Origin of the sequence: Hahella sp. HN01 (genome assembly GCF_018986435.1) — a bacterium.
In the GTDB taxonomy this organism is placed as follows: Bacteria; Pseudomonadota; Gammaproteobacteria; order Pseudomonadales; family Oleiphilaceae; genus Hahella.
Map to the genome: position 1 here is coordinate 126,888 of NZ_JAHMIN010000019.1, position 13,817 is coordinate 140,704.

The following is a 13,817-nucleotide window of genomic DNA, read 5'->3' on the forward strand; positions in this document are numbered from 1 at the left end:
TTCAAGGTCAATCTATTATCAATACCCCTTAAACCGCCAGACCGCCCCTACTCCCAGCAAGTCCACATGCTGGCCATCGAAGAATGCGCGTTTCAGGCGTATAGAGGCGTCGATGTTTTTGTGGAGGCGGTAGTTGAGGCCGAGGCCCAGTATGGGGTCGGTGTCGCCTTTGAGGTCGGGATTGATGTCGGCGCCGCTGAGTTGGATGTCGCCTTCCCAGAGGAACAGTCCGACTTCCGCTGAAAGGGTGATTTGTTCCCGCACGGGCCATAGGAAGCGGTTGGAGAGCGTCCAACCGGAACCGCTGACGGGATAGTGCTTTTCAACGGCGTTTTTGAGCGCTTCCGAGGTCAGCGCGCTGGCGCTCATGCTGACTTTGACATTGCCGAGATCCAGAAAGCCGATTTCCGCCGCCATATAGGGGTGATAACGATAGCCGGCGAGGAACTGATAGCCGTAGCGGGAGACGTCATAGTTGTTGATGCTCACTGTAACGTCTTCGCTTTCCAGGCCGCGCTTGAACTCTCCCGCTTCCTGGGAGCCGCTGGCGTGATAAGCGCCAAACTCAAGGTATCCGCGGTCCATCAAGCGCGTCTTCATGGCCTCCCAGTCCGCCGCCTGGGAGACGTCAGGCGCGCCCAGGCTGACCATCAGAAACGCCGCCAGGACTGATGCGCGCAATTGCAGGTAGCGCCGGGACAGAATGCTCAGCCCCAGCAGCGCTAACAATAGCGTCCAGTTAATAGCGCCGCCGCCGGAACCGCCACCCTCGCTATCTATGTCGGAAGGCGTCCGCTTGTCCACCGCCACAACGCCAGGGTCTTCCACGGCGGCGTTGACCAGTCCATCCGCATCGTTGGGTCCGCCATCTTCGATGGTCAATTGCAGACAGTAATATCCACTGATCAGTCCTACTTCCCAACTGTCGTCTCCCGGAGGCGGACAATACCCCGGATTACCCGGTGCGGAGTGCAGCTCGTTGTTGGCGTCGACCACAAATGTCGTCCAGTTATTGTTCTGGAACTTCCGATAGACGCCTCCCTCCGGCAACGGCTCGTCTTGCGGCAACACGACGCGAACGCTTTGACCCAGTGTGGCCAGATCATGCACTTCGAAGTCAAACACGCCGCCCTGGGGCTCAAACAAATCGTCCGTGTTAATGTCTGGCAGCGTCTGCAATTCTTCCGGCTCCAGTCGCGCGCCGCCGTTGGAGCCCAGAATGGCGAATTGCCCCAGGCGACAACGCACGCCAGGGTCGCATTCCACCAGATAAGAGCTGGTTTCCGACGCTACTTCCGGCAGTACGTTGGTGGCGGTGATGTTATCCAGATAATCCGGTATGCCATCGTCGTCGCCGTCAGCAACACCTTCTTCCGCATCGTTCACGCCATCGCCGTCCGAATCTACCGTCGGATCAAGCGTTGGCAGCGCCGCTACTACACGGAAATACAGCTTGGCTTCATCAGTGGCGTTGCTGGCGTCCGCGACGGTCAGTTGCACTTTATAGCGACCGCTGGCGAGACTGGCGGGACTGAACACCAGTTGAGCGTTGCTGGCGTTGCCATCCGTATCCACCAGCGAGTTGTCCGTGGCGCTCCAGTTGTAGGTGTGCGTGTCGCCCGGATTCGGATCAGTGACTGTCGCAACAACCGTTACCGGCCCTCCGTCCGGGGTGACCTGAATGGTGTCCACACCGTTTTGACGCAGGCGCAGCGTAACGTCCGGCGCCACATTGCGTTCAACAATGGTGATGACATGCCTGATTTTCGCACCGGCGTTGATGTCGTAGATATTGGTCGGATCATAACCACCCGCCAGATCTTCCGCATTGGTGGTGCGGTCATCCAGACGAATAATGAGGCGTTCATCATTCTCCGTAATGCTGTCGGCGGTAAGCGTAATGCTGACGCTGGCCTCCGTCTGCCCGAGATTGCCGGACTTGGTGAAGGTGACGCTGCCGTCGACGAGATTATGATCGCTGGAAGAGGCGGTGCTCAGACTGTCGATGACGTAAGGAATCGTCAGCGGATAGAACGGCGACTGTCCATTCAGAATCACTCTGAACTGCACGGTCGCGCCCTCTACGCTGATCTGATCCTTATTCACCGACACCAGCGGCCGAATGTTGACGACCTGGGTGGCGGTCGCCGCATTGCCTTTACGGTCCACGCCGCGATAGGTGATGAGATTACGTCCCGGCGGCAGCAGTGCGGTATTGTTCAACAGCCCCTGCGCCCGCACGCTGCAGCAATCGGCGCCATCCACATTATCCGTCGCCAGCACCGCAAGCATGGCCTCCACATCAGAGTCAGACGCATTGGACGCCAGGCCCAACATCTGTCTCAACGTGACCGGCGTATACAGCGCGATCGCGTCGATAGTAATGTCTTCCGGCGCGACCACCACTGGCGGCGTAATATCGACGTAATCGTTGGCGTCGTTCGGGTTGGTGTTGTCCACGAACTCCTGATAATTGCTGATAGTGTCTCCATCCAAGTCTCCAGCGGCATCGCTGCTGTCGAAAGGATTAAAGCCATATAGCAACTCGAAGCTGTCGCTCATGCCGTCGTTGTCGTCATCCGTATCGACATCATTGGCGACGCCGTCTGTATCGTTGTCGCCAATGACGGTGATGCTGAACGCCGCCAGGGACGCAGAGGCCTGTCCATCACTGACGCTCAGGACAATGCCGCTGTAGACGCCGGCGCTGCCGACGGCGGGCGTTCCAGTCAGTGCGCCCGTCGTTGCGTTCAGACTCAGCCAGCTCGGGCGGTTCGTCGCGGTCACAGTCAATGCGCCGCTGTCTACATCAACCAGCGTCGGGGTGAAGCTGTAGGCCTGCCCTTCCAGAATGGAGGCCGTAGCCGTTCCACTGATCGTCGGGGCATCGTTGACCGGCGCAATCGCGATAGTCACCGTCGCAGTGTTGGAGCTGTCGCCTGCGTCATCTTTCACGCTGTACTCAAAGCTGTCGGAGCCGAACACATTGGCGTCAGGCGTGTAGGTCAGCGTGCCGTCGCCATTGTCCGTCACCGCGCCTTTGCCTGCCGCGCTTTCGATACTGATGGCGGAGGCGTCCAGTACGCCGTCCACATCCTGGTCGTTATCCAGAATCTCGATCACTACGGCCGCGTCTTCATTGGTGGTAGCACTGTCGTTATTGGCGAGCGGCGCGTCGTTCAAGGAGCCGGTTGTCAGCGTCACGGTGGCGGTGTTCGACAAGGCGTCGCTGTCGTCCTTCACACGATATTGGAACTGATCCGTTCCGCTAAAAGTCGAGGACGGTGTATAACTGACAGCGCCAGTGCTGACATTGATATTAACGACGCCATGCAATGGCGCCGCCACGATTTCCACCGTCGCGGATTGCAACACGCCATCCACATCCATGTCATTGGCCAATACATTGATCGCATGCGCGCTGACTTCCAATATTCTCGCTGCATCATTCTTCGCGACCGGCGCATCATTGACGCTGTTAACCGTCACGGCGACCGTGGCGATATTGGAAGCAGAGCCGCCGTTGTCCTTCACAATGTAGGTAAAGCTGTCCGCGCCATGGTAATTCTCTTCGGGTTCATAACGTATGACGCCGGTAGTGGCGTTAACCGTTGCGGCGCCGTGGGACGCGTTCGCGATAAGCGTAACGGTGGACGCTTGCAATACGCCGTCTGAATCGGTGTCGTTATCCAGCACAGCAATATCGACGGCCGTATCCTCATCCGTCGTCGCACTGTCATTGGCGGCATTTGGCAAGACGTTGGAGCCATTTACGTTGACGATGACTATCGCCACATTCGACAAAGCCCCCTGCCCGTCTTTCACTGTGTAGGAGAAACTGTCGCTACCGCTAAAACCAGCAACCGGCGTGTAGTCGATCTTACCTGCGTTTACGACCGCAGCGCCCTGTGAAGGCGTAGCGACAATCGTCAGCGTGGTCGCATCCACCGCGTCATCAATATCGGTATCATTAGCGGCGACATCTATGGATACAGGCGCGCCTGTATTAGTAGCTGCGACATCCGCCACCGCTATCGGCGCATCATTGACCGCCCCTACCGTAATAGATACCAAGGCCGCAGCGGAAACGCCGCCATGCACATCCTCTACGGTATAGCTAAAGCTGTCGGCGCCGTTATAGTCAGCCTCGGGCTCATAGACGACGACACCTGAGGCTACGCTCACCTTGGCGACGCCATGGCTCGGGGCGGCAGTCACGAGAACGCTGGCTGGGTTGATCTGGCTGTCCACATCCGTGTCGTTGTTAAGCACTTTGATGGAAACAGCGACATCTTCATCCGTCGTCGCCGTATCCGCCGCCGCGTCTGGAACATGATTGCCTACAGTGAAAGACAATCCGCTGGTCAAACCGGCGTAGGCGTTGCCCAGAGTATCGGTCAATGCTTCCGCGCCGATGCGCACATAGTAGCCCTGGTTTGGCGTGAAATTATCGGTCGGGTCAACGGTGACTGTGGCGCCGCTGATAACCACCTGAGAAGAGCTGACTTCAATCGCTTCCACCAGCTCATCATCGGCGGAGCGATAGAGGCTGATCTGTGTCGCAGACCCGCTGCCTGTCGCTACATCCTCATCGAAGGTCAAGGACAGGGTCGCGTTATATTCCACATCCACAGCGCCGTTGGCCGGCGTTGAACTGCTCAGCGTGGGCCCACTGCCATCGTAACTGAGGCTGAACTGAGTCGCCGCCGCGCTATTATTTCCAGCGGTATCCTGGGCCGCGCTGGCGGCGATATCCAGGGTGACGGAACCATCAGCGGTCGGTGTAACCGTGACGCTGTAGTTACCACTACCGTTATCGGTAAACCCACTCAAACTCGCGTTGCCGGCGACGATATCGCTGACTGCAAATCCGCTCACGGTTTCGCCGAATGCGATGGTGGCGGAGAACGCAGCGTTAGTTGGATTGCTGGCGAAGGAGCTGATCACCGGCGTCGGCGCTGTGCCGTCGTAGACGATGCTGAACTGCGTCGCCGCCGCGTTGGCGTTGCCGGCGGTGTCCTGAGCCACGCTGGCGGAGATATCCAGGGTGACAGTTCCATCTGCAGATGGCGTCGCTGTCACGCTGTAGCTGCCGCCGCCATTGTCCGTGAAACTGCTCAGGCTGGCGTTGCCGGCGACAATATCGCTAACCACGAAGCCGCTGACAGTCTCGCCAAAGCTTATGGAAACGGTGAACGCCGCATTGGTCGGGTCAGACGCCGTGCTGCTGAGACTCGGAGTCGGCGCGGTGGCGTCCAGTGTGGCGGCGGCGGTCTGCGCAGCGCTGACGTTGCCGCTGACATCCGTCAACGTTACGGACAGCGTCAACGAACCATCGCTCAGCCCGGACAGGCTGGCGAGGGTAATGCTCTGGCTTGCGCTGCTCAAGGTTCCAGAGCCAGTCACGGCGGTTCCACCGCCACTGGAAGTCACGCTGTAGTTATACTCTGAACCCGTTTCGCCGGAGGTAAATACAAAGGTGCTCGCACTGGCTTCGCTGGCGTTGATAAGCGTATCGTTGAAGGCCACCGAGAACCCGGAGGGCGCGGTGGAGTCAACCGTGAAGCTGGTCAGGGTCAGCGCCGCACTGGCGTTGCCGGCGGCGTCAGTCACTGTCAGCGTGCAATCGGAATAGGTTCCATCCGCGAGGACGCTGCTGTTATCCGTCCCTGTCAACGTGATTGTCTGCGTTCCCGAGGGCACGGCGCCTTCCGCTGCGCTGCCGCAACTACCGCCCACCGCCAGGGTTCCCGCCTCGGTAGTGGAGAAACCTACATTCGGGGTGGTGTCGGAGGTCGGCGTCAACACGGCGGTGGTTTCCGCCAGCGTCGGGGCCGTCGCATCCAGCGTGGCGTTGGCGGTTACGGCGGTAGCGGCGTTGCCGCTGGCGTCAGTGACCACCACAGACAGGGTCAATGTCCCGTCGGAGAGTCCACTCACATTCACCCCGGTCACCTGCTGCGTCGCACTGGTGAGTGAGCCGCTTCCTGTCACGTTGGTTCCGCCACCAGAGCTGGAAATGCTATAGCTGAATGTCGCGCCCACCTCCGCACTGGCGAAAGTGAAGCTCTGACTGGCGGCCTCCGTGGCGTTGATCGCGCCATCGTCAAAACTGACGCTGTGCCCGCTGGGCGTTGTTGTATCCAGCGCTGCGGTATTAGTGACAGCCGTTGCGGCGTTGCCGGAGGTATCCGTCAAAATGACCGACAGAGTCAGGGTTCCGTCAGCAAGTCCGCTCAGATCCAGACTGGTGATTTGCTGGCTGGCGCTGGCGATGGTCCCGTTTCCGGTAACCGTCGTTCCGCCGCCGGAGCTGCTGATGCTGTAGCTATAGCTCGCGCCCACCTCCGCACTGGCGAAAGTAAAGCTCTGGCTGGCGACTTCACTGGCGTTAATTGTGCTGTCGTCAAAGCTGACGCTATGTCCGCTGGGCGCAGTCTGGTCCAGTGTCGCCGTATTCGTAACAGCGCTGGCGGCATTGCCAGCCGTGTCGCTCAGAGTCACCGACAAGGTCAGCGCACCATCATTCAAGCCAGACAAGTTTAGACTGGAAACCTGTTGGCCCGCGCTAGTCACTGTACCGCTACCAGTAACTGGCGTTCCGCCTCCGCTGGAGGAAACGCTGTAACTGAAGCTCGCCCCTACTTCCGCGTTGGCGAAAGTAAAGCTCTGGCTCACGGCCTCACTGGCGCTAATAACGCTGTCGTCAAAGCTCACACTCTGACCGCTGGGCGCAGTCTGGTCCAGAGACGTCGTATTGGTAACCGCCGTGGCGGCGTTGCCGGCGGCGTCAGTCAGGGTGACGGACAGTGTCAGGGTCCCGTCGGACAGTCCACTGAGATTGACGCCTGATATCTGCTGGTTGGCGCTACTGACCGATCCTGATCCTGTTACAGGCGTTCCTCCTCCAGCGCTGGTGATGCTATAGCTGTAGCCCGCGCCCACCTCCGCGCTGGCGAAAGTAAAGCTTTGGCTCGAGGCTTCACTTGCGTTTATGACGCTATCGTCAAAGCTCACGCTATGCCCCGCCGGAGCCGTTTTGTCCAGCGTGGTGGTGTTCGTAACTGCTGTAGCGGCGTTGCCGGCGGGATCGGTCAAGGTCACGGACAGGGTTAATGTGCCGTCATTCAGTCCTGACAGGTTGAGCCCGCTCACCTGCTGGCTGGCGCTGGTGATGGTCCCGTTTCCGGTAACCGTCGTTCCGCCGCCGGAGCTGCTGATGCTGTAGCTATAGCTCGCGCCGACCTCCGCACTGGCGAAAGTAAAGCTTTGGCTGGCGGCTTCACTGGCGTTAATTGTGCTGTCGTCAAAGCTGACGCTATGCCCGCTGGGCGCTGTGGTATCCACCGTGAACGCCGTAACCGCCAATGCCGTACTGGCGTTGCCGACCGCGTCAGTGACGGTAACGGTACAGTCGCTGTAGGTTCCATCCGACAACGCGCTGCTGTTGTCGGTCTGCGTCAGGGTAATGCTGTGATTGCCCGTACTGCCGATAGTCAAAGAGCTGCTGGTGCCGCAACTGCCGCCCAGACTGAGCGCTCCTGCTTCATCTGTGCTGAAGGTGATATTGGGCGTATTGTCATTGGTCGGCGTCGTAACGGGCGTGATCAAACTCAGAGTCGGCGCCGTGGTGTCAATTACCAGCGCTTTGTTAGCGCCCAGGGAATTCGTCGCGCCAGGGACGGCCAAAGTCAGGGTCGCTTCGTTACCTGCGTCATCGACAATAGACCCGCCATTCAGGCCAAGCGCGCCGGTTCCTGTGTAATCCAGATCCGTACTGGTATCGCCGGACTGCACAGTATAGGCGAAATTCAACGTAGAGCCGCCGGAACCGGAGGCGTAATTGACGTTTTGATCGGTTGCGCCGGTTTCTAACTGCAATTGCGGCGTGCCGGAGACGAACACGGATTGGTCGAACAGGATTTGGATAGACACGCCATCTCCCGCTTTATAAGACCCGTTGCCGGTTGACGAGGTAACGGAGGAAACTGTCGGCGCCTGGGTATCCACAGTCGCATTGCTGGTGTCCGAAACGAAGGCGGTGTTACCCGCGTTGTCCGTAGCGGTCACGGAGATATTCAGATTACTGCTGTCGATAGCCCCGGCGACCAGCGTGTAGGTCGCCGTCCAGGTGTCGCTGCTGTTGGAAGCGCTGACTGGGGCCCCGCCGCCAAAGGCGGTGAAGTTTACGGTCACAGTACTAATCGTGTCGCTGTTATTGTCGCCCGTCGCGGCGGTGTCGTTCCAGGTTGCCGTGACGATATCGCCAATCTTGTAGGCCCCGCTGGTTCCGGTGGCGCCCGAAATTGAGACCTTGGCGTCGGTCAGCGTCGGCGCAACATTATCCACCGTGACATTATCCGCGCCAGCGGTGGCTTTGGTGTTGCCGGCATTGTCGGTAGCGGTGACGGTGACATTCTGGTTTGTCGCGTCGATGGCGCCGGAGAGAATGGTGTAGGTCGCCGTCCATGTGTCGGAGCTATTGCTGGCGGCGACGGAAGAGCCGCCAAAGGCGGAGAAGTCGACGCTCACGCTGCTGATAGTGTCGCTGTTATTCTCTCCGCCGCTGGTATTGTTCCAGGTAGCGGTGACGATATCGCCAGTCTTGTATGCGCCGCTGGTTCCAGAGCCGCCGGACAGGGAAATATTGCCGGAAGTCACCGACGGCGCCACATTATCCACCGTGGCGCCAGTGGTGTCCGCGGTGGTTTTGCTGAGACCGTCTACATCCGTCGCCGTGACGGATACATTCAGGTTGGTTCCGTCAATTGAGCCGGACGTAATCAGGTAGGTCGCGGTCCAGGTATTCGCCGAATTGCTGGCGGCGACGGAAGAGCCCCCGCCGAATGCGGAGAAGTTAACATTTACGCCAGTGATATCGCCATTGTTATCGCCGGAGCCCGTGTCATCCCAGATGGCGGTGACGGTATCGCCAATTTTATATGCGCCGCTGGTTCCAGAGCCGCCGGATATGGAAATCTTGGCGTCAGTGACGGTGGGCGCCACAATGGAAAGTGCGACGTCGTTGCCGCTGGAGCCGAGATAGCTTACGGTCAGCGGCAGACCATTTAGCGTCGTGGATTTATCCCCTTCTGACAGCCCGTTGAAAATGCCGCTGACAGCATCGCTGGCGTCATTACTAATGATCACGAAACTTTCGCCGCCGCTGCCGGTGTAACTGCCGATGACGCTCAAGGTTCCGCCCAGAGTGACTGTACCGGTGACATTGTATTGATCATAGCTGGAGCCGGCTGTGGTACCGTTGATGCGCGTCACCAGCGTTCCGCCGCTGTTAACGGTGAGACCGTTACCCAGGGTGAGATCGCCGGGGGAGCTTCCTATCTGCAGCGTAGCGCCGCTGTTCACGGTCACCAGACCACTGATGGAGCCCTCGCCCTGCAGGGTGGTTCCGCTGGCGACGCTGACTGCGCCTCCGACAGCGCCGCTGACATCCATGGTTCCAGCGGAAAGAGCTATGGACCCGGTATTGGTGTTGGTTGCGCTCAGCGTCAGCGTTCCCGCACCGGTTTTAGTCAGTCCGCCTGAGCCGCTGATCACGCCGGACCAGGTTAACGCGTTGGCGTGGCTGATCGTCCCATTGCTGGCGCCCAGGCTGAGAGCGTTGTCGATAGTTACCCCGGAGCCGGTCACAATGAGTGAGCCGCCATCCAGCGTCAGCGTACCTGACCCGAGGTTGCCGTCTCCGGCGATACTGACGCTTCCTGCGGTGACGTTAAGCCCGCCTGTCTGGGTCTGGGAGCCAGATAACGTCAATGTTCCCGCTCCGGATTTGGTCAGGGAGCCGGAGCCGCTGATCACGCCAGACCAGGTAATATTGTTAGCGTTGCTCAACGTGGCGCTGTCTTCCATGGTCAGGTTATTGGCGATGGTGACACCCGACCCCGTCACACTGAGAAGGCTATTAAGTTTTAATGTCACATTACCTGACCCCAGATTGGAGCTATCTGTGACAATCAAACCGTTTGTTCCGTTAATAGAAGCCCCGCCGGAAAAAGTATTAACGCCTGACAAAGTCAATGCAGGACCGCCGGTTTTAGAGAAACTGCCGCTCCCTGAAACCACGCCCGACAGAACCTTGGCGCCGCCCAACGCCGTAACTGTGCCGCCTCCGGCCCCGAGTACGATGGAGTTATCGACGGTAAAGGTTGCGCCTGTCAGGTTCAGCGAACCGCTATCCAGCGTAATGGCGCTGCTGGAGAGATTAGCGTCACTGGAAATCGCCAGCGTTCCCGCCGAGACAGTGATCGCGCCGCTGAAAGAGGCTGAGTTCCCCGTGTTCGACAGCGTCAGCGTTGACGCGCCGATTTTCGTCAAAGCGTTGGAACCTGACAACAAACCGGAGGCAGTGACACTGCTGCTGACGCTGAATGTGCTGTCCGCCGCGACATTGATGGCGTTGTTGATCGTGGTCGATCCAGTCACATCCAGTGTCCCTCCGTTCAACACCAGCTGCCCACTTCCCACATTACTGTCAGACGCGATGCTGAGTGCGCCTACGCTAATCGTGGTGGCGCCGCTATAAGTCTGAATTCCAGTCAGCGTCAGCGTGCCCGCGCCGGTTTTGCTCAGGCTGCCGGTACCTGCAAATATGGTTCCAATGGACCCTGTGTCGCCGCTGCCGTTATTCATTGTCAGCGTGACGCCGCCGCCCAGGGTCAGCGTTCCGCCAGAGATGGTGGCGCCGGTGGCTGAATCCAGGTCCAGAGTCAGGCTCTCCGCCAGACTGGAAGCAGATGTAGCGGATATCGTCTGCCCCGCCATGGTGCTGGCGAGAATCAAAGTTTGCGTACCCGTTACGTCCGCATTGGCGATGGCGATAGCTTCGCTGAAACTTACCCCATTGGTCTGATCGATAGAGGCCGTATCAGTGGTGTTAGTGATGTAGATGCTGTCGGACTGCACGGTGGCGTCCGCGGTGGTGGACTTGGAGCCATCGCTTAAGGTGAAGCGGATTGCGGCGTTCCCTCCCGGTGTATCATTGCGATAGGTGATACGGCTCATGACATTCGATACCAGCGCCGTCGTCGCGGTAGTGCTGGAGCTGTTAAACGTGATCGACAATACGCCATTGGCGTTGGTGAATGAGGCGAAGCTTTGCCCTAAAGATTGCAAATCACTCCCATTGACCGTAAACGCAGCGCCGCTGGTGTTAAACCCGAACAGATCGCTGGTGACGGCGCCGCCAACCCGCTGTACGGTCAAGGTTCCGCCGGAGTAGTCTCCATTGCCGCCATTGAGGGCATCCAGCTCCGTATCGCTGCCGCTGGCGTCACCGCCAGAGTCGAGATTCACGGTTCCTCCAACGCCAGCCCAGGAGACGGAATCACCGTTAAGATTGGAGATGACGGGAGCGTTATTAATGGTGGAGGTGATGGACGAGCTGTTTGCGCTGCTTAGCCCGCCTGAAGTGGCTTTCAGCGCAATGGTATCGGTGGCGCCGCCGTTGGTGTACTGCAACGCCAGGTTGGTATAAGTGGCGGAGCCGCTGCTGGGCGTGAGCGTGACCGTGGTTCCGGAGCCGTCGCCGTCGCCGGTTCCCGACATGCTGTTGACGGTTCCATCCAGCACGCCATCGTTAGGGTCCGTTACGCTAAGCGCAATATTCGTGCTATAACCGACATCCAGCGTACTGGAGCCATCCACCGCCTGCACTACCGGAACGGTGGTAAAGCTGGTGGAAGAGCCGCTATCAATACTGGTCGGCGCCGGCTGCGTGGAAAATATCAGCTGGGTCGCCACCACATCCGAAGTAACGGTATTGGACGTCCCATTGCTGAGACCAGAAGCGGTGGCGGTTAAAGCAAAGTTTTCCTGGTCCGCTGTGGCGGTGTAGGCCACGTTTGTAAAGGTGGCGACGCCGATGACGGGCGTCTTTGTCGTTGTGCCGGACAAAACGCCGCTGCTGGATTCAGACAGACTGATGTCGCTGGCGTAATCCACATCCACGTTGCTGAAAATATCCGTCGCCGCCACGACCGGTTGCGTAGTCAGCGCCGAGCCTGAGGTGGAGCCCGCTGGCTGTGTCGAAAACGTCAGCTGGGACGCGACGATATCCAACGTTGTGCCGGAACCATTGGTGACAGCGCTTTGACCGCTCGCCATCTGCGTGCCGGATGCCCCCACCACAAGATCGCTATCGCCATCCACACTGAGAATAATGGTGTGATCTTCGGTTAACCCTGTGGGGGTCCCGTAATAGCCGCTGACTGTGTAAGTTTCGCTGCTATTGTCCGCAACGGAAATGCTCAGGCTGGAAAAAGTGACGGTGTCCGAGGCGCCGTTGTAGCTGCCGGCGACGAAGCTGGCGTCATTTCCGTTCAGTCGCCAGATAATATTGCCTCGCTCTGTATCCGAGCTGGTGCCGGTGACATTCAGGACGACCTGACTGACGGTCATGGGCAGGCCATCCCCACCTCCGCCATCCGTCAGGGTGAAGTCGAACAGATTCACCGCCTCCCCGGCTGTGTCCACGGTGGAGCTTAACCCCACAGGTTCCGTGACGACGGCGGAGGCGGTCAGGGTTCCGTCGGAATCTTTCCCGGATTGCAGGTTGGTGAGGGCGATATTATCCAGCTTCACCCAGTGCATGGTGGTGCTGTCGGCATACTGGATCGTAAAGCTGGTGATGTCCGTCCACTGCGCGCCGGAAAAGCTGATCGTGGTTCCCGAACTGGCGCTGACCGGGCCGGATGAATCCTGGGTTCCGCCTTTGCTGGAGGTGATCCTGATCGTTTTGGTAGGGGCGCCAAAGCCTTGATAGATATAGATGCTGCTCAGACTGAAGGTTTCGCCGCCGGTGAAATAAACGCTGGTCGTGGTTTGCAAAGACGTGTTAGTGGAAACGTAGACATACCCGGTGTTGTAGTTGTACAGATCTTTGGAGCCGCTGCCGCCGGATTTAACTTTGATAGTGTATGAGGTGCCGCTGATCGTGTAGCTTTTGGCGTTGGCGTAACCTGTCGGCATATTGCCCAGGGCCAGCGTACCGCTGAATGGCAATATCGAGGTGTAATCCACCATCGCGATAGAGTCGAAACGCGGCCTGGTTTTGATGTCGCCTTTTTTGATTTCCAGGTCCCAATCGCCGCCCAGTCCTTCCGCGCCAGTGAGATCGTTGGAGGCGGCGACGTCCACATGAGCGGCTGCGGACACCAGCTCCAGCAACGCCTCCCCTTTTTCACTCTGCGCCAGATTACAGCCATAAAACATGACGTCCGCGCCATCCTTCATCGCCCGATCCATGGACGCCAGCGTGTTGATCTCCTGGCTTAGCGCCTCCTTGTTGACCACAGAGTCGCCGAGGTAAAGCGCCCCATCCTGAGCATGGGAAAAGATATGCAGGGCCTCAAGGTTGCGATAGCGAGACAGAATCGCCGTTAACTGCGCCAGACCACTTTCTCCCTCGCGCAATACTTCAAACGCCACGCCCGCCGCCCGCTGTTCATAGATTCGATGCTTCTCAGGCACGGCGGCGTCGATAATCACCAGCTCTTTGGTCGCCGTGGCGTTGGCCAGCTCCAGTTCGTCAGCCGTTGAGCGTGGCGCGGGAGTGCGCTCCCATCCCGCCGACAACGCATTTCCGACAGGCAGCGCCGCAGCAGAACCCTGCGCCAGCAATCCGGCATAGGCCCCGCCAGAACTTCCCCGCCGTCCGCCCTGATAGGAATACCCACCGCCTGCGCCCAAGCCCGCATGTGAAGCGCCGCTCAGTCCCAGGGAAACAAAGACAGAGGTTAATCCATTCAGCAGAAATCTATTCATAAGTCTGACTCGCTATCGGACATCGCAGATGTCCG

At 58.9% G+C, this 13,817-nt stretch carries 1 protein-coding gene; it reads right to left on the reverse strand.

Going from position 1 to position 13,817, the window contains the following annotated elements; translation table 11 throughout:
- Window positions 1-18: 18 nt before the first annotated feature.
- Window positions 19-13,782 carry a tandem-95 repeat protein gene (locus KP814_RS18775; RefSeq protein ID WP_216738196.1) on the reverse strand — a complete coding sequence of 4,588 codons (13,764 nt, stop codon included), beginning with the start codon at window positions 13,780-13,782 and terminating at the stop codon, window positions 19-21.
- Between the last annotated feature and the right edge of the window lie 35 nt (window positions 13,783-13,817).

What these genes read in the sequence shown, in the direction of transcription:
- KP814_RS18775 (WP_216738196.1), bottom strand. Translation starts at nt 13,782, where the DNA reads ATGAATAGATTTCTGCTGAATGGATTAACCTCTGTCTTTGTTTCCCTG.